Origin of the sequence: Psychrobacillus sp. L4, assembly GCF_042944905.1 — a bacterium.
Classification (GTDB): Bacteria; Bacillota; Bacilli; order Bacillales_A; family Planococcaceae; genus Psychrobacillus.
The window spans coordinates 3,328,010-3,344,923 of the sequence record NZ_CP168496.1 but is presented as its reverse complement, the minus strand read 5'-3'; the positions used below and the strand labels follow the sequence as shown (position 1 = coordinate 3,344,923).

Genomic DNA, 16,914 nt, shown 5'->3' with positions numbered 1-16,914 from the left:
TGCGTGATTGGATGTAACGTTATTTTCAATATTATCAATAGGTTTTCTACTTGGCATTAAGCATGCCATTGAGCCGGACCATGTGATTGCGGTATCAACAATTGCAAGTAAAAGTAAAAAACTTTGGCAGTCTACGTTAGCTGGTGTTTTTTGGGGCATTGGACATACTGCAACATTATTCGTTGTCGGTCTTATCTTAATCGTTATGAAAAATGAAATTTCGGATAAATTGTCTATGTCTCTTGAATTTGTCGTAGGAATTATGCTTGTCTATTTAGGAATGATGAATATTATTAATTTCCGCAAGAAAAAGCAGCATACACATCCTCATATGGAACAATCTAGTAACAAAATGTCTTACTTGAAGTCGACAGCCATTGGTCTAGTTCATGGTTTAGCAGGAAGTGCGGCAATGGTGCTATTGACGATGACGATTGTGAATTCCGTTTGGGAGGCTGCCGTTTATATTTTAGTTTTTGGAGCAGGGACTATTTTAGGAATGTTGTTCTTTACAACTATACTGGGTATTCCATTTGTATTCAGTTCCCAAAAATATAGTGTGAATCGAGTTTTAGCATTGTCTGCTGGTGGGATTAGTTTAGTTTTCGGTATTTACTATATGTATAATTTGGGCGTAACAGAGGGATTATTCTCTCTTTGGATTTAATTTTTCATGAATTCTATTAAGTAGGGACTAGACTAATAAAGGGGATATAATACTCCTCTCTTTAGTCTTTTTTTTGTATTAATTTCGGAACGCTCGGAAACAAGGACTGTATACTTACATTCTTCCACGTATTTCTTTATAATAGAAGCAAATAGAAGTGAACTTGAAAGGATCGCAATAGATGAAATATGAACGTATAATTTATTCAGAACTAGAAACCGAGGCACTAGCCCAACAACTATCGGCACTCCTACAGAATAGTGATGTGCTCACTTTAGAGGGAGATTTAGGTGCAGGCAAAACAACCTTTACGAAAAGTGTAGCAAAAGGCTTGGGAATTATGCGAAATGTGAACAGCCCAACGTTCACTATATTAAAGCAGTATGAAGGAAGAATCCCTTTAAATCACTTAGATGTATACCGTTTAGCAGATAGTGATGAGGATTTAGGGTGGGACGAGTTATTTTACGGAGATGCCGTCAGTATTATCGAATGGGCCCATTTAATAGAAGGAGATTTACCGTCAGAGCGTTTGGCAATACAGATATATCGTATGGACGAGAATAAGCGAAAGTTTACGTTTGAGCCTTTAGGCAAACGATATGAACAATTATGCGAGGAGCTTTTTGAATGATTTGGTTAGGAATAGATACATCACATACGCCGCTTGCAGTAGCTATTGTAAAGGACAATCAAGTGATTGCAGAGTATAAATCATCCCTTAAAATTACGCATTCGATTGGAACGATGCCTGCAATTGAAGAAATATTGAAAAAAGCGGACATCAAACCTGGAGAAATTGATGCGATTGCCGTTGCAAAGGGTCCTGGTTCTTATACAGGAGTGCGAATCGGTGTGACAATAGGGAAAACACTTGCATGGACATTAAATATTCCTATTTTTTCGGTGTCTAGTTTACATGTGTTAGCTGGAAATGTACCGCACTTTCCGGGTGTTGTTTGTGCGATTATGGATGCAAGGCGCGGCAATGTATTTGCGGGCATATATACGAACAGTGAAGTAGTGAAGGAAGCTCATATGTCGTTAACCGAGCTACTTAAAACAGTAGATGAAATGGGACAACCGGTTTTATTTGTAGGAATGGATGTTGCGATTCATTGGGGGCAAATAAAAGAAGTACTTGGGGATAAAGTGCAGCGCACAAATGCAGCATTTGATTTGCCAAGTGCAGCGGTTTTAATAGAACTTGCGAAAAAGGAAGAAGCTACTGACGTGCATGCGACGGTGCCAGAGTATTTACGCGTGACAGAAGCAGAGGCAAACTGGATGAAAGAGCAGAAGAAAAATGGAAACTAATCAACTAATTACGTATCGAAAAATGGCAATGGAAGATATCGATCAAGTGCTTTTAATAGAAGAAGAAGCTTTTTCGACCCCTTGGACCAGAGAAGCATTTGAACATGAAATGACGACCAATTTGTATTCGCATTATATTGTGGCGGAGACAGAAACGAAAGAGATTATTGGTTACTGCGGCATGTGGCTCGTCATGGATGAAAGTCATATCACAAATGTAGCGGTTGTGGAACGTATGCGCGGACATAAAATTGGCGAAGGTTTAATGCGTGAAGCAATTCGAGTAGTGTTAGAACAAAATGTGGTGCTTATGACATTGGAAGTAAGGGTAACGAATGACATTGCGAAGAATTTATATCATAAATTAGGATTCCAAGACGGCGGCATACGAAAAAACTATTATACAGATACGCAGGAGGATGCGCTTGTGATGTGGGTGGAATTTAAATGACAAAAGATCAATATATTTTAGGAATAGAAACAAGCTGTGATGAAACCGCAGCATCCATCGTGAAAAATGGGCATGAGATTATATCTAATGTGGTAGCTTCTCAAATTGAAAGCCATAAGCGCTTTGGTGGAGTTGTCCCAGAAATTGCTTCAAGACATCATGTAGAACAAATTACAATTGTCATTGAAGAAGCATTGAAACAAGCGGATATGTTGCCAAAAGATTTGGATGCAGTAGCAGTTACAGAAGGACCAGGACTTGTAGGAGCGCTTTTAATTGGAATAAATGCAGCAAAAGCTTTTTCCTTTGCAAACGATCTTCCACTTGTTGGCGTGCATCATATTGCCGGTCATATTTATGCGAATGCACTTGTGCAGCCGATGGAGTTTCCACTTCTTGCATTAGTTGTTTCAGGAGGACATACCGAACTTGTACTAATGAAAGCGGACGGTCAGTTTGAATTAATAGGAGAGACCCGAGATGATGCAGCGGGAGAAGCATACGATAAAGTGGCTCGTGTATTAAATCTTCCTTATCCTGGTGGTCCTCATATTGATCGTTTGGCAAATGACAGCGACGGAGCAGTGCCATTTCCAAGAGCTTGGCTCGAAGAAGGATCATATGATTTTAGTTTCAGTGGCTTGAAATCAGCGGTTATTAATTATCAACATAATGCGGAGCAGCGCGGAGAAGAAATCAATCCCAACCATTTAGCAGCTGGTTTCCAACAAAGTGTAGTGGAAGTGTTAACGGCAAAAACGTTAAGAGCAGCCCGTGAGTTCAATGTAAAGCAAGTCATCGCTGCAGGTGGGGTTGCTGCGAATAAAGGACTTCGCCGTGCACTCGAAGAAACATTTGCAAAAGAAAATATTCCATTTTATGTTCCACCAATCTCACTGTGCACAGATAATGCAGCAATGATTGCGGCAGCAGGAAACTCTATGTTTTCTGCAGGGAAAACAGGAGATTTGTCGATGAATGGTCGACCAGGGATGGAACTTCATAATTGGTAAACGAAATCCTCTTTTCTTCGACAAGAAAAGGGGATTTTTTAACAGGGTTTTTTTCGATTGTCAAGAGAGAACATTCGTACTTATACACAATCTGTGGATAAGTTGTGTATAACTATTGCTGTTTCAATATATAGTGTCTTTTTTATACACAACTCCGTAGATGTGGAACTCTACAATCTGTGGATAGTGTGTATAAGTCTGTTGATATGTTGCTATTACTCATTTTTTGCTGTGAATAAATTTGTGGAAAAAGATTAGGTGAAAAAATAGGGTTGACCAACATATATGGGCAAGAATCGACAAATCGTTTTGCCACTATGTTCGACATATTTTAAGGCATATATGCAAAAACGTCCTTTTCGGTATGGAACTCTGCTAACTAGGTGCAATTATTTACACTAAATGGCACTTCGAGTCCAATTTGCTACTAGCCGAGACCAGTTCACTCGAAGTCGAGACCAATTTTCACTATTCGAGACCAATTCAGCTGAAAGCGAGACTAATTTGCCACTATTCGAGACCAATTGTAAAAACGTTCTTTTCGATATGAAACTCTGCGGACAAGGGGCAATTATTTACACTAAATGGCACTTCGAGACTAATTGTGTTGTACTCGAGACCAGTTTGCTCGAAGTCGAGACCAATTTTCACTAGTCGAGACCAATTCAGCTGAAAGCGAGACTAATTTGCCACTATTCGAGACCAATTGCAAAAACGTTCTTTTCGATATGAAACTCTGCGGACAAGGTACAATTATTTACACTAAATGGCACTTCGAGACCAATTCGGCTGAAAGCGAGACTAATTTGCCACTATTCGAGACCAATTGCAAAAACGTTCTTTTCGATATGAAACTCTGCGGACAAGGGGCAATTATTTACACTAAATGGCACTTCGAGACTAAATGTGTTGTACCCGAGACCATTTTACTCGAAGTCGAGACCAATTTTCACTATTCGAGACCAATTCAGCTGAAAGCGAGACTAATTTGCCGCTATTCGAGACCAATTGCAAAAACGTCCTTTTCGATATGAAACTCTGCGGACAAGGTACAATTATTTACACTAAATGGCACTTCGAGACCAATTGTGCTGGACCCGAGACCAATTTACGTATATACGTTTGGACCCAACTAAAAAAGAGACACCCACCCGCGGGCATCCCTTTAATTTGGAGCGATTTCCTCCAATTGCTCTTGCAATTCTAACCATTCATTTGACAGACCATCTTGTTTTACTTTCAATCCATCCAATTCAAGCTGTAATTGTTGGACAACCTCATGATCTTGGAAAATTGCTGGATCGCAAAGCTTTTCTTCTATAGAAGCTATTTCTAAATCCACTTTTGGAATTTGTAATTCTAATTCTTCCAATTGGCGTCGGAGTTGGCGTTCTTTCTTCTTCGCTTCTTTATCAATCGTTGAAGTACTTGTCTTAACGACAACCGTTTTTTCAATGACCGCATTTTCTAATGCAAGTTCTTCAAGCTCTTCTATCTTTTCTAGGTAGTAATCGTAATCACCTAAGAAAAGAGCAGAGTTGTCTTTTGATAACTCAATAACTTTCGTAGCGATTCTATTAATAAAGTAACGGTCATGCGACACGAAAAGAATTGTTCCGGGAAACTCTAGTAAGGCATTTTCTAGAACTTCCTTACTATCTAAGTCTAAATGGTTGGTAGGCTCATCTAGCACTAATGTGTTCGCTTTTAATAGCATTAATTTTGCTAGGGCAAGTCTTGCTTTTTCTCCACCAGATAAAGTAGAAACTGTTTTTTGCACATCATCTCCGCTAAAAAGGAAACGTCCCAATACAGAGCGGACATCCTTTTCATTCATCAGTGGCCATTCATCCCACAATTCTAGTAGGACTGTTTTATTGCCGGTTAGAGCTGCTTGTTCTTGGTCGTAGTACCCAAATTGGACATTTGTTCCGTATTGAATCTTACCGCCGGCAGTATCAAGTTGTTTCATTAGGGTTTTCAGCAAGGTAGATTTACCAACGCCATTTGGCCCGACAAGCGCAATACGGTCTTGTTTATAAACAGAAAACGAAATATTGGTTGAGACCGTTTTATTTGGATATCCGACAGAAACTTCTTCCAGTCGAAGTACGTCGTTTCCGCTTGGACGATCAATTATAAAGCCAAAGTTAGCTGATTTTTCTTCGCCGTCTGGTGAATCCATCCAGTCCGTTTTTTCAATAACTTTTCGTCTTGACTGCGCCATTTTTGTTGTGGACGCACGAGCTAAGTTTTTGTTAACAAAATCCTCCAACTTCGCTTTTTCTTCTTGCTGTCTTTCATACATTTTTTTATCTCGTTCGTAGTTCTTTGCTTTTTGATCTAGGTAGCTGCTGTAATTACCAACATATCTTGCTACATTGTGCCGAGAAACTTCATATACAAAGTTCACTACTTGATCTAAAAAGTAGCGGTCATGCGAAACGATTAGAATCGCACCACTATAGTTTTTTAAATAATTTTCTAAAAAGTTTAATGTAGCTATATCTAAATGATTGGTAGGCTCATCCAAAATAAGTAAGTCGGGTTTGCTAAGCAACATTTTCGCAAGTGCAAGTCTTGTCTTTTGACCGCCAGATAATGCTTGCACAGGCTTATCGTAATCTTCAGGGAAGAACTGCATCCCGTGAAGGATAGAGCGAATGTCAGATTCGAATCGATAACCGCCTGCTTCATTAAAAGCAAGTTGAAGTTCGTCGTATGTACCGGCTACTCGAGCATAAACTTCTGAGTCTTCGTATACGGAAGGATCGGCCATTTGTGATTCTAATGAACGAAGCTCTTTTTCAGAGTCAATTAGATGACTGAAAATGGACTTCATTTCCTCCCAAATGGAAAGCTTTGATTCGAGTCCAGCATGTTGTTCTAGATATCCTAATCGAATGTTTTTCGGCATAATAATATCGCCGGAATCATAAGACATTTCTCCAGCAATTATTTTAAGTAAAGTAGATTTTCCAGCGCCATTTCGGCCGACGAGTGCGACCCGATCCCGGTCTTGAACCTCTAACTTAACGTTTGTTAATATATCTTCCCCATTAAAGGATTTTGTTACTTGATTGACTTGTAAAACAATCACGATGATTCGCACCTCAATTCTATCTTAAGTGTAATAGATAGGGGTTGTCGTTGCAACGCTATAGCTTTATAATGAGGTGACTGTTTAGTAACTTAAAATCGATTCGTTCCAATGAAATAGGAGTGTTTTTATGAAACCTGAACCACCGAAAATTCCTCAAGCAACAACGAAAAGACTTCCTTTATATTATAGATTTTTACAAAGTTTTCACAACGCTGGACATAAAAGAGTCTCATCTCAAGAATTAAGTGATGCGATGAAAATAGATTCTGCAACAATCCGAAGAGACTTTTCTCATTTTGGTGCTCTAGGTAAAAAAGGTTATGGATATGATGTTGCTAACTTACTTGAGTTTTTTCGGAAGACATTAGATCAGGATGAAGCGGCAAATGTTGCGCTAATTGGGGTTGGTAGTTTAGGTACTGCTTTTCTCAAATATAACTTTCAAAAAAACCATAATACGAAAATTGTTGTTGCCTTCGATACAAAGGCCCCAGTAGAAGGAATGATGAAAAGTGATATTCCAGTTTTTAATCCTAGTGTAATGGAAGAGAAGCTGCGAGAGTATGGCATTGAGTTAGTGATATGCACCGTTCCAAGTCGCTCTGCACAAGAAGTTGCTGATCGATTAGCAAAAACGGAAATAACTGGTATTTTGAATTTTACTCCAGTGAGGTTAAATGTTCCAGATACGATTCGTGTACATACGATTGATTTATCTGTAGAAGTACAAACACTTATTTATCTCATACGCAATAAAAGTATTGAATAACTCATAAACAAAAGCCTTCCACCAAATTCATTGGTAGAAGGCTTTTCTGATGACTTGATTCAACTTGCCTTAAGTTGACTTGTGATTTTCCCTCATTACTTCAGTGCATATTGGCGTATGTTTCAAGAAATTTTTGTATTGCTTCACCGTAAAACTGGAAGAGCACAACAAACCCATTTAATAGCATATGGGAGATTATCGAAGCCATAATACGCTTCGTCTTGTGATAAATGAAAGCGAATATAAACCCCGATACCGCATATAGTAGGATGTGCGTAAAGTCGAAGTGGATAATTCCAAACACGATTGCACTGACCGCAGCGGCAACAAAGAAATTCGTTTTTGGCAATAAAGAACCAAAAATGAGGCGACGAAAAATTAACTCTTCTAAAATAGGTGCAAATAAAACAATGGAGAAAATAGCCAGTGGAACCGCGTGTGCAATTTCGATGAACTGTGCAGTATTTTCGGAACCAGGTTCAACCCCTAATTTTATTTCGATATTCGCTGCAATCCCTTGCCCTAATAAAACAAGGAAGAATCCAAGAACTCCCCATCCAACTGTCTTTCCAAGTGTTGTCGGCTTTCCTTTCAATGGAGACAAGAAAATATCATTTTTTCTAACTAAAAGGAGCGTTATAAGCGTTGCAACTCCCATGCTTATGAATACCCACCACCCTGAAGCAAGTAACGCAGCATTTTGAACGTCCCTAATTTCGAGTATTTTATATAGTAGTGGTGCAAAAAGTGCCCCAGAAAGCTGCATAACGCAGTAAACAATTAAAATATACAAGCCTGTTTTTTGTTGTTTCATATGATTTAATTCCTCTCAAGTAAACAATTCTCTTTCATTGTATAGGAAATAAACGATAAAAAGAAAAAATTAGCCTTCTCGCTTGCAAAATGTTCTGTGATTAATTATCATTATAAGTGTGTTAGCACTCAAAGAGTGAGAGTGCTAATAATATCAAATTCAACTATTTTAGGGAGGTAGTTTCACTTGTTAAGACCATTAGGTGATCGTATCGTAATCGAATTAATCGAAGCTGAGGAAAAAACAGCATCTGGCATCGTACTTCCAGACTCTGCTAAAGAGAAGCCACAAGAAGGAAAAGTAATAGCTGTCGGTACTGGACGAGTAATTGAAAACGGCACTCGCGTTGAATTAGACGTGAAAGAAGGAGACCGTATCATCTTCTCTAAATATGCAGGTACTGAAGTAAAATATGAAAATAACGAATATTTAATATTACGCGAAAGCGATGTTCTAGCTGTAATCGGCTAATAAAAACGAAACAATAATTAGGAGGTAAAAAAACATGGCAAAAGAAATTAAGTTCAGTGAAGACGCTCGTAGTGCAATGCTACGTGGAGTGGATAAACTTGCGGATGCAGTTAAAGTAACGCTTGGACCAAAAGGACGTAATGTAGTTCTTGAGAAAAAATTCGGTTCACCACTTATTACAAATGATGGTGTGACGATTGCAAAAGATATCGAATTAGAAGATGCATTTGAAAACATGGGTGCAAAATTGGTTGCAGAAGTTGCATCTAAAACAAATGATATCGCTGGTGATGGTACAACAACTGCTACTGTATTAGCGCAATCGATGATCCGTGAAGGATTGAAAAACGTAACAGCTGGTGCAAATCCTGTTGGAATTCGTAAAGGGATCGACCTTGCAGTTGCTGCAGCAATTACAGAACTAAAAGCAATCTCTAAAGAAATCGAAGGCAAAGAGTCTATTGCTCAAGTTGCGGCTATTTCTTCAGGGGACTCTGAAGTTGGCGAATTAATCGCTGAAGCAATGGAACGCGTTGGTAACGACGGTGTTATTACCATTGAAGAATCGAAAGGATTCACAACGGAGCTTGATGTGGTAGAAGGTATGCAATTCGACCGTGGATACACATCTGCTTATATGGCAACAAACACAGATAAAATGGAAGCAGTTTTAGATAATCCATATATCTTAATTACAGATAAAAAAATCTCAAGTATTCAAGAAATTCTTCCTGTACTTGAGCAAGTTGTACAACAAGGCAAACCACTTTTACTAATCTCTGAAGATATTGAAGGGGAAGCTTTGGCTACTCTAGTTGTAAACAAATTACGTGGAACTTTCAATGCTGTAGCTGTTAAAGCTCCAGGATTCGGAGATCGTCGTAAAGCAATGCTGGAAGATATCGCAATCCTAACTGGTGCTGAAGTAATTACAGAAGATTTAGGATTAGAATTAAAATCTACAGACATTTCACAATTAGGACGTGCTTCTAAAGTTGTTGTAACAAAAGACAATACAACAATCGTTGAAGGTAACGGAGAATCAGAACGCATCGCTAGCCGTGTAGCTCAAATCCGTTCTCAATTAGAAGAAACAACTTCTGAATTCGACAAAGAAAAACTACAAGAACGCCTTGCAAAACTTGCTGGTGGAGTAGCTGTTGTGAAAGTCGGAGCAGCAACAGAAACAGAACTAAAAGAACGCAAACTTCGTATCGAAGACGCACTGAACGCAACTCGTGCAGCTGTTGAAGAAGGTATCGTATCTGGTGGTGGTACTGCACTAGTAAATGTATACAACAAAGTAGCAGAACTTGCTGAAACACAAGAAGGCGACGTAGCAACTGGTCTTAAAATTGTACTTCGTGCACTAGAAGAACCAGTTCGCCAAATTGCAAACAACGCAGGTCTAGAAGGTTCTATCGTTGTTGACCGCCTAAAACGCGAAGAAATCGGTATTGGTTTCAACGCAGCAACAGGCGAATGGGTGAACATGATGGACGCTGGTATAGTAGATCCAACGAAAGTAACTCGTTCAGCACTTCAAAACGCTGCATCCGTAGCTGCATTATTCTTGACTACAGAAGCAGTAGTAGCAGACATCCCAGAAAAAGGCGGCGCAGGAATGGGCATGCCTGACATGGGTGGAATGGGCGGCATGATGTAATAACTGCTTTAAACCCTTTCTTAGGGGTTTGAATAGTTACATCAGCTCCATGCTAACATTATAAGGATTATTTGAGGCATCTCATTAGTTGACCAAACTTTTGAGAAGCCTCTTTTTTCATTTCTTTAGTTACATGGAGATAAACGTTTCGTGTTGTATCATCGTCAGTATGATCAAGGCGATCCATAATCTCTTCTAGTCCTACTCCAGCTTCTGCTAACAGTGAAGTATTATGACGTAGAGAATGTGGAGTGAGTTCTTTATTTAAATCAGCTAACTTTAGTAGACGTACTATTCTGTTTCCTACTGTATTTACAAAAGAATTGGATATACTGGTTTTGCATATTAGTGTGAGATATGACTTAATATTATAAAAAATCAGTTTTGATAGGTTTGTCATTCAGCTAAGATATTGGATTAAAGTAATTTGCATGGTAATATTATTTAGTATGTGGAATTTGATACTCTTATGGAGTTGTGCGCAACGAGCGCATCGTAATTGTTTCAATGGAACTCTTTTGCAAGGCGAAGCAGTGACATGGCCGATTTGAAGAAAAAATCAATGCTTTAGTGGATGCAATGTATTCGAATGACTTAAGCATCGCAAAGGGTCATATCGGTACTGAGGACAGCCAGCCATTCACTTCGATTGTTGCGGTTTTATACGAACAAGATTCTCACGGTGAATCCGTTTTTCTTCTTTGCAATCATGGACCATGGTTTAGACCTGTTTTTCATGTGCGAAACATGAGTTAATAAATATATATAAAAAAATTTATCTAAAAGGGGATTACTATCATGAGCGGTTATAACGCAGTAGTAGCAAAAAATACGGAAAATGCTCCAAACGGTAACGATCTATATTCTCAAACTGTAGCTTTCTCTCATTACAATAATCTTTCAGCTCAATTACCTATCGAACCCAAGACTGGTAAATTGGTAGCTGGTGGTATAAAAGAACAGGCTGAACAGTGTTTTAAAAATATCAAGGCCATTGTAGAAAGCATCGATCATGTTATGAGCGATGTTGTTAGAATCACTGTATTTGTTAAGAATATCAAAGATATTGACGCTGTAGATGAAGTTTATAAAACATTCTTCCCAACCTATGTTCCTACACGGACGACAGTCGCAGTTGCAGCTTTACCTATGGATGCTTTGGTGCAAATTGAAGCACTTGTTACTCACGGTGAAGGTACAATTCCAAACGCACCACAAGCAGGTGACCTTATAAAGCTTACTAATAACACGGCAAATGCACCAACAAGTTCTCTATCTACACAAACTGTGTCTTTCTCTCATTACAATAATCTTTCAGCTCAATTACCTATCGATCCGAAAACGGGTAGATTGGTAGCTGGAGGTGTAAAGGAGCAGGCTGGACAGTGCTTAAAAAATATCAAGGCAATTTTAGAAAGTATCGAGGTTCCTTTTGATGATATTGTTAAAATTAATATCTTTGTTAAAAACCTCTCGGATATTGAAGAAGTAAACGAAGTTTATACAACATTTTTCCCAGACTCGGCTATCGCCAGGGCCGTAGCCTATGTCCCTGCACGGACAGTAGTTGCTGCTTCAGCTTTACCTATGGATGCTTTGGTACAAATTGAAGCAGTGGTGTCACACGGAGATGGTACACCTCCACAAGCTGTTGAAGACAGACATGGAATCGTTATCTGGGCAAACAACACTGAAAATGCACCAAAGAGTTATCTATCTACACAAACTGTTGCGTTTTCTCATTACAACCACCTTTCAGCTCAATTACCTTTGGACTCAAAAACTGGTGAATTGGTAGCTGGTGGTGTAAAAGAGCAAACTGAACAGTGCTTGAAAAATATCAAGGCAATTATAGAAAGTATCGACCACGTTATGGACGATGTGGTTAAAGTAAATATCTTCCTCAAAAATATCTCAGATATTGATGCTGTAGACGAAGTTTACACAACATTCTTCCCAGGCGGTGTTCCTGCACGAAGAACAGTTGGCGTATCAGCTTTATCTAAAGATGCTTTAGTCCAAATCGATGTAGTTGTATCAAACGCTGAAGGAACACCACCAAAAGCATAACAGGCATTTGTTTGTAAATACAGGAACTATCAAAGTTACTTGTTAATGCCGATGGTGAATGTGAAATCGCATATCCTATTCATAAAAAGGGGCTGTCTCAAATGAAAATTTGGACAGCTTCCGCTTTTTTAGTTTCCGGGCATAACAAAAAAATGGGTTAGCTTGCGAATCTATGAGATTGAATTTTTATAGAGGGTTACACCTAAACTTTGAGTTTGGATACTTTTGTGAAGCTTGTTCAGTTTATAGCCAAAACACAGAAGCATAAACTCAACCTTCACACTTTGTTTCTCTCTTGTTAAAAATCTTCGAAATCCGTAATCTTCCTTCAAAACTCCGAATACACCTTCCACTTGGATTCATTCGCAAGACAATTCTAAGCGGGGTGGTAATGTTATCAAGGGGTCTGTAAAGACTTTATCAAGACGATTGAATAATTGTTCAGAATAAAGCTCTCAAACCACAACAAGTTTGAAAGTTTTATTGCGTATAATTTTCACTAATTGGTAAAGTTGTAGTAGCACTACAAGGTGCCGAACAGAAATGGTGCCCGTTCCAATCTTAAAAGAGTGGAGGATAGGACTCTAAAAAAGCGGATCATTATAATCCATTTTAAAGAAAATTCCCTTTCGACAAGGCCCCAATAGGTCCTCACGACATCATTTTTGTCTACTAAAGGCATGTTGAAGCGGTCACGAAATTGAAGTTAATTTTGTAACCACCTAAAATAAATTACCGATTAAAATAAAAACCTCCGATTCTCCGCCCCAATTTTCCAATAAAGACTTCGTAAAAGGTGTGAAAAAAGCCCGAAAACGCATTATTACTACTCTGTTTGGAAAAAGAATAGGTTCGGAAATCTTTATTAAAAACTGAGAAAAACGTGAACAGAATGTGGGAATAAAGAGTGAAAAACGGTCAAAACGTGAACCAAAAAAGGGAATTTGGAAAAAATCAATAGAAGAGAAAAGGGACACCCATTTTAAAGGTATTAATTCAGATAGTTAGTAGAATGACGCACAGCATTTTTTTAAAAAAATTTGATACGGAGGGAACAAGGGTTGCAGTTATTGATTGGAACATAATCAACTCATTTGCTAGTGGGTTGGGCTATAATGGTGAAAGTGTTAAGAAGTCCTTTTAGAGTTGAAATAAATAAGGGACTTTTCAATATTTACCTCCCCACAGATTAAGTAGTATAGTCACCATTATTATTAATTTGTCTGTGAATAGTAAACAACATATGTAGAGAGTGTAATTAACTATGAAATTAAGTTGTTATAAGCAAACAGGTTATATGAATACAGATAAGTAAATCAAATAAAAAGCGCGCTAACAACATGCTAACGCAATCAAGTGAAAAACGGTAAATTCTCGTTAAAGATGTTACACCTTTGAATTTCAAAAACCTTGATATACCGCACTTTTGGAACACATCGTTAAAGATATTACACACTTTCACCTTACGGGCGGCATGATGTAATAATGTCCTCCAGCCCTTGATAAATAAGGGTTTTTGAGTAAGATGAGAGTGGTTTGCTAACATTTTGATAAAATATAGAGGTAAATTAACGGAGGCTTCTCAAAAGTTGACTAAACTTTTGGTGAGCTTCTTTTTTCATTTCTTTTGTAAGGTGGAGATAGACACTCTTGGTGATTTGATCATCAAGTCTATCCATAATTTGTTCGAGCGCTACACCAGCATCTGCTAGAAGTGATGTATGTGTATGCCTTAAAGAGTGCGGTGTTAATTCTGGATTTAGACTTGCAATGGCAAGTAGTCTTGCCATCCTAAGTTGTACCATTTTGATGACGAAAGGATATCCCGTTTGTCGTTCTGTTTTGGTAAAGATGAAGTCTTGAATATTATAAGCATCACTAGTTTGTTTAATAATTCTTTCTTGCTTCTCTTTGTAAAGTTTTAAAGCATTTATCAATAGTTTCACTTTTTTGCGTATGTAAAAGTAAATAGTTTAAAAATTGGAGGGCCTGTCCAGAAAGTATAAAGCTATTGTTACATCAGTCTGGATATTTTATTCGCTCACTATTATCAATACATCAGAAATTCAAGTCACACTTAAACCTTGTATTTAGTATGATCGATGTGTTGGTTATTGTATTATGGATAATAGAACGACTGCCTCAATAAATATTTATAATATAAAAATTAAGGAGAATTACATGGCCTGGAGCAAATTGAAGCAAAATCTGGAGAGTTTTCTCTGTCCTGCATTATATGGAAGGGTTGAATACCGTGCAACCGGCTACCGTTATTTACCTGATAAAGCAGGTCTTTGTTATATTGCGGTAGATAAAAAGAATGTACTCAATATGAGTGATTTAACTACCTCAATCAGATGGTATCAAACGGAACTGGAAATTAAGAATGATTCAGATATCCAAATTCCTATCAACAATGAGGAAATTGAAGCGGTCAGAAAAGAAACCAAGGGGATGGTTCCGGAAGATCGTCTACAAGTAATTGCAAGGGGTAGAAAATTATCAGAATATGCAAAAGAGCTTTTGTCAGCGCAGGCATCATTAAGTAAATCAAATTTTATCGTTGTAGCTAATAAGTTTTTATCCACTTCTATAGAGGAAAGCATAGAGAGCAATGATATCTTATTGAATATCCTAGCTTTGGTGGACAGACGGGTTGGAAAAAAACGAATTTTAAACATGACCGAGAAGATTAAATTAAAGCATCCAATTGTGCAGTATTTTTATGAACTACGGCTTAGTACGTTATGATAATAAATAACTCATCACCTGAACATCACTTATTGCGAAAAATTTATCGCCATGTAGATTTTAGTTTTATCCATGAGCTGGTTATCAGAAGAATGGAACCTTTCATTACTTATTGATTTCTTTCGTGTTCAATCCAAGAGAATTTATACATTTGTTATTGAGTTTACTGAGCTAACAATTAGAGTAATAAATTCGGGAAAATCAGTGGTTAACTCAGAAGGAAGAACTCTAGAGCTTTTTATGAAAGTAAATTCAGAACCCAAGATGTAATTTTAGTTAGGTTAGCAAGACTACATCATTTAATACCTCTGTGACCTACAAGTAACACAGGAGGAGAGTGTGATTGGATGCTAACAATTTGCTAACGCAACTAAATGAAAAGCGATAAAATTCCGTTAAAAATGTTACAATGAACATTTTACAAATGTTGATATAGCGCGCTTTTGGAACACATCGTGAAATATATGACACACTTTCACCTTACGTAAGGCATGATGTAATTTAACGTCTATCCATATAGTTTAAAACAATTAAAAAGAGGCATCTCGTTCGTTCGTAAAACGACTGAGATGCTTCTTTTTTTTATATAAAAAGGTTATGAAACTTTACCATCAAATTTAGGTATTCATGGTATTTATAGCCGACAGGCTTTCTTTCTTAACTCGGATTTTCAAGGCGCACAGACTTGCAATTTAGTCTCTCATTAACCGAGCCTGACACAAGTTGCACTTAAAGGGCGGCTTGCGAAATTCTTATATAAAATTTGAAATTTTATCCGAGCTCATCCAACAAAGATGATTTGTAATGCAGCTAGCTGATAATTACATGGTTCTTGTAATATGGCAAATAATTTCCAATCTCTTCTTTAAATAAAAAAAATAATTGAGTGGAGGTTGGGATGACGAAAAAGCAAAATAAAAGAGACTGTCATAAAGTCTATCTTGGCAACTTTTGTGACAGCCTTTTTTAAGTCTTAATTGCAGTAAGATGCTCATCGAAGGCATCAATAATATGGAGGAAATGATCTGCTTCTCGGTATACATGGTCCGCAAGAAGTGCAGGGATGTTACTCTTAATCTTGCAAGCTTCAATTAAATCTCTAGCCGTTTTCTTGAAGTCACGTAGCGATACAACAGATACACGATTTTGGTCGAGAAACTGGTCTAATAATGGCACTGTTTCTGATTGAGGACGCATATGATCCAAATCCTGTGCTTGGAAGAGAAGTTGGTCAAAGTCATTGCTGAATTCTCTTGCTTGGTCTACGAGTTTTCTTTCGGAAGGATCTAACAAATGACCAATAAATTTTGAATGGTCCGCCATTATTTTTAAGAAAAACACATTTTCTTTAATGATGGCTTCCGGCAATGGTTTCAGCTTTCCTTCATTTAATTCCCTTAAACGTTTAGAGAAATAAGCAGCTTCTCGGCTTGTATGGTCAACAAGTAAAGGGATATTATTCGATACAATCTTACAGCTTAATATTAATCCCAGAACTTTTCGTTTATATGCCCAAATGGAAGCCGCTGCTTGGTAAACTTGGATGTTGAGTTGTCTAATTATTTCAGGATCTGTCATTTCATTGTACTCGCTAATTTGTTCTTCAATTCGTTCAAATACGTCTATGAAGTACCTTGCTTCTTTAATGAGTTGAGTCTGATCTACAGTGAATCCTAAACTTAAAAAAAACGCGTGCTCTTTCATAATCCTTGACCAAAAACGTATTTCCTCTAACGATTGCGTTACAAAAGTAGTAATCGTCAATTCGCTCCTTATGATTTATTTAATCTTTTCATTCTATTCTATGAGTACTTCGCTTATG

Annotated in this window: 15 protein-coding genes and 1 pseudogene; 10 read left to right on the top strand and 6 right to left on the bottom strand. The window is 37.8% G+C overall.

Features of this window, described 5'->3' with window-relative positions; all coding sequences use genetic code 11:
• Positions 1 to 7: 7 nt before the first annotated feature.
• The 5 genes from ACEPXG_RS16095 (at position 8) to tsaD (ending at position 3,448) form a co-directional block, all read left to right on the top strand.
• Positions 8 to 667, top strand: coding sequence for a sulfite exporter TauE/SafE family protein (locus tag ACEPXG_RS16095; RefSeq protein WP_391204592.1), 660 nt, complete (start codon positions 8 to 10; stop codon positions 665 to 667).
• Between the two features lie 181 nt (positions 668 to 848).
• The gene (gene tsaE / locus ACEPXG_RS16090; protein ID WP_391204589.1) at positions 849 to 1,301 is read left to right on the top strand and encodes a tRNA (adenosine(37)-N6)-threonylcarbamoyltransferase complex ATPase subunit type 1 TsaE; all 453 of its coding nucleotides are present in this window, start codon (positions 849 to 851) and stop codon (positions 1,299 to 1,301) included.
• Positions 1,298 to 1,984, top strand: a complete 687-nt coding sequence (gene tsaB / locus ACEPXG_RS16085; RefSeq protein ID WP_391204586.1) for a tRNA (adenosine(37)-N6)-threonylcarbamoyltransferase complex dimerization subunit type 1 TsaB — start codon at positions 1,298 to 1,300, stop codon at positions 1,982 to 1,984. The genes tsaE and tsaB overlap by 4 nt, the downstream gene beginning before the upstream one ends.
• Positions 1,974 to 2,435: a ribosomal protein S18-alanine N-acetyltransferase gene (gene rimI / locus ACEPXG_RS16080; protein WP_151701328.1), complete on the top strand. Its 462-nt coding sequence runs from the start codon at positions 1,974 to 1,976 to the stop codon at positions 2,433 to 2,435. The genes tsaB and rimI overlap by 11 nt, the downstream gene beginning before the upstream one ends.
• Positions 2,432 to 3,448, top strand: coding sequence for a tRNA (adenosine(37)-N6)-threonylcarbamoyltransferase complex transferase subunit TsaD (gene tsaD, locus ACEPXG_RS16075; RefSeq protein WP_391204583.1), 1,017 nt, complete (start codon positions 2,432 to 2,434; stop codon positions 3,446 to 3,448). The genes rimI and tsaD overlap by 4 nt, the downstream gene beginning before the upstream one ends.
• Positions 3,449 to 4,613: 1,165 nt before the next feature.
• On the opposite strand, the gene ACEPXG_RS16070 is transcribed toward tsaD, so the two are convergent.
• Positions 4,614 to 6,548, bottom strand: a complete 1,935-nt coding sequence (locus ACEPXG_RS16070; RefSeq protein ID WP_391204580.1) for an ABC-F family ATP-binding cassette domain-containing protein — start codon at positions 6,546 to 6,548, stop codon at positions 4,614 to 4,616.
• A 130-nt stretch (positions 6,549 to 6,678) separates the two neighbouring features.
• Between ACEPXG_RS16070 and ACEPXG_RS16065 the strand changes: the two genes are divergently transcribed.
• Positions 6,679 to 7,320 (top strand): redox-sensing transcriptional repressor Rex, encoded by a 642-nt coding sequence (locus tag ACEPXG_RS16065; protein ID WP_391204577.1) that lies wholly within the window; start codon positions 6,679 to 6,681, stop codon positions 7,318 to 7,320.
• A gap of 100 nt (positions 7,321 to 7,420) precedes the next feature.
• Here the strand turns inward: ACEPXG_RS16065 and ACEPXG_RS16060 are convergent, their stop codons facing one another.
• The gene (locus ACEPXG_RS16060) at positions 7,421 to 8,134 is read right to left on the bottom strand and encodes a CPBP family intramembrane glutamic endopeptidase (RefSeq protein WP_391204574.1); all 714 of its coding nucleotides are present in this window, start codon (positions 8,132 to 8,134) and stop codon (positions 7,421 to 7,423) included.
• Between the two features lie 186 nt (positions 8,135 to 8,320).
• Between ACEPXG_RS16060 and groES the strand changes: the two genes are divergently transcribed.
• Positions 8,321 to 8,605 carry a co-chaperone GroES gene (groES, locus tag ACEPXG_RS16055; RefSeq protein ID WP_391204572.1) on the top strand — a complete coding sequence of 95 codons (285 nt, stop codon included), beginning with the start codon at positions 8,321 to 8,323 and terminating at the stop codon, positions 8,603 to 8,605.
• Between the two features lie 34 nt (positions 8,606 to 8,639).
• The gene (groL, locus tag ACEPXG_RS16050) at positions 8,640 to 10,271 is read left to right on the top strand and encodes a chaperonin GroEL (protein WP_391204569.1); all 1,632 of its coding nucleotides are present in this window, start codon (positions 8,640 to 8,642) and stop codon (positions 10,269 to 10,271) included.
• 67 nt (positions 10,272 to 10,338) lie between these two features.
• On the opposite strand, the pseudogene ACEPXG_RS16045 reads toward groL, so the two are convergent.
• Positions 10,339 to 10,572: pseudogene (locus ACEPXG_RS16045) on the bottom strand (tyrosine-type recombinase/integrase); the annotation flags it as partial.
• A 497-nt stretch (positions 10,573 to 11,069) separates the two neighbouring features.
• On the opposite strand from ACEPXG_RS16045, the gene ACEPXG_RS16040 reads away from it, so the two are divergent.
• The gene (locus ACEPXG_RS16040) at positions 11,070 to 12,341 is read left to right on the top strand and encodes a RidA family protein (protein WP_391204566.1); all 1,272 of its coding nucleotides are present in this window, start codon (positions 11,070 to 11,072) and stop codon (positions 12,339 to 12,341) included.
• 170 nt (positions 12,342 to 12,511) lie between these two features.
• On the opposite strand, the gene ACEPXG_RS16035 is transcribed toward ACEPXG_RS16040, so the two are convergent.
• Positions 12,512 to 12,694, bottom strand: coding sequence for a transposase (locus ACEPXG_RS16035; protein WP_391204563.1), 183 nt, complete (start codon positions 12,692 to 12,694; stop codon positions 12,512 to 12,514).
• A gap of 1,215 nt (positions 12,695 to 13,909) precedes the next feature.
• On the bottom strand, positions 13,910 to 14,278 hold the full coding sequence (locus ACEPXG_RS16030) for a tyrosine-type recombinase/integrase (protein ID WP_391204560.1): 369 nt from the start codon (positions 14,276 to 14,278) through the stop codon (positions 13,910 to 13,912).
• A 244-nt stretch (positions 14,279 to 14,522) separates the two neighbouring features.
• On the opposite strand from ACEPXG_RS16030, the gene ACEPXG_RS16025 reads away from it, so the two are divergent.
• Positions 14,523 to 15,092, top strand: coding sequence for a hypothetical protein (locus tag ACEPXG_RS16025; RefSeq protein WP_391204558.1), 570 nt, complete (start codon positions 14,523 to 14,525; stop codon positions 15,090 to 15,092).
• A 966-nt stretch (positions 15,093 to 16,058) separates the two neighbouring features.
• Here the strand turns inward: ACEPXG_RS16025 and ACEPXG_RS16020 are convergent.
• Positions 16,059 to 16,796, bottom strand: a complete 738-nt coding sequence (locus tag ACEPXG_RS16020; RefSeq protein WP_391209960.1) for a DUF2935 domain-containing protein — start codon at positions 16,794 to 16,796, stop codon at positions 16,059 to 16,061.
• Positions 16,797 to 16,914 lie beyond the last annotated feature (118 nt).

Excerpts from the sequence above, each read along its gene's own strand:
- tsaE (WP_391204589.1), top strand. The coding sequence starts at position 849 with ATGAAATATGAACGTATAATTTATTCAGAACTAGAAACCGAGGCACTA.
- tsaB (WP_391204586.1), top strand. The coding sequence starts at position 1,298 with ATGATTTGGTTAGGAATAGATACATCACATACGCCGCTTGCAGTAGCT.
- rimI (WP_151701328.1), top strand. The coding sequence starts at position 1,974 with ATGGAAACTAATCAACTAATTACGTATCGAAAAATGGCAATGGAAGAT.
- tsaD (WP_391204583.1), top strand. The coding sequence starts at position 2,432 with ATGACAAAAGATCAATATATTTTAGGAATAGAAACAAGCTGTGATGAA.
- ACEPXG_RS16065 (WP_391204577.1), top strand. The coding sequence starts at position 6,679 with ATGAAACCTGAACCACCGAAAATTCCTCAAGCAACAACGAAAAGACTT.
- ACEPXG_RS16060 (WP_391204574.1), bottom strand. The coding sequence starts at position 8,134 with ATGAAACAACAAAAAACAGGCTTGTATATTTTAATTGTTTACTGCGTT.
- groL (WP_391204569.1), top strand. The coding sequence starts at position 8,640 with ATGGCAAAAGAAATTAAGTTCAGTGAAGACGCTCGTAGTGCAATGCTA.
- ACEPXG_RS16040 (WP_391204566.1), top strand. The coding sequence starts at position 11,070 with ATGAGCGGTTATAACGCAGTAGTAGCAAAAAATACGGAAAATGCTCCA.
- ACEPXG_RS16025 (WP_391204558.1), top strand. The coding sequence starts at position 14,523 with ATGGCCTGGAGCAAATTGAAGCAAAATCTGGAGAGTTTTCTCTGTCCT.
- ACEPXG_RS16020 (WP_391209960.1), bottom strand. The coding sequence starts at position 16,796 with ATGAAAGAGCACGCGTTTTTTTTAAGTTTAGGATTCACTGTAGATCAG.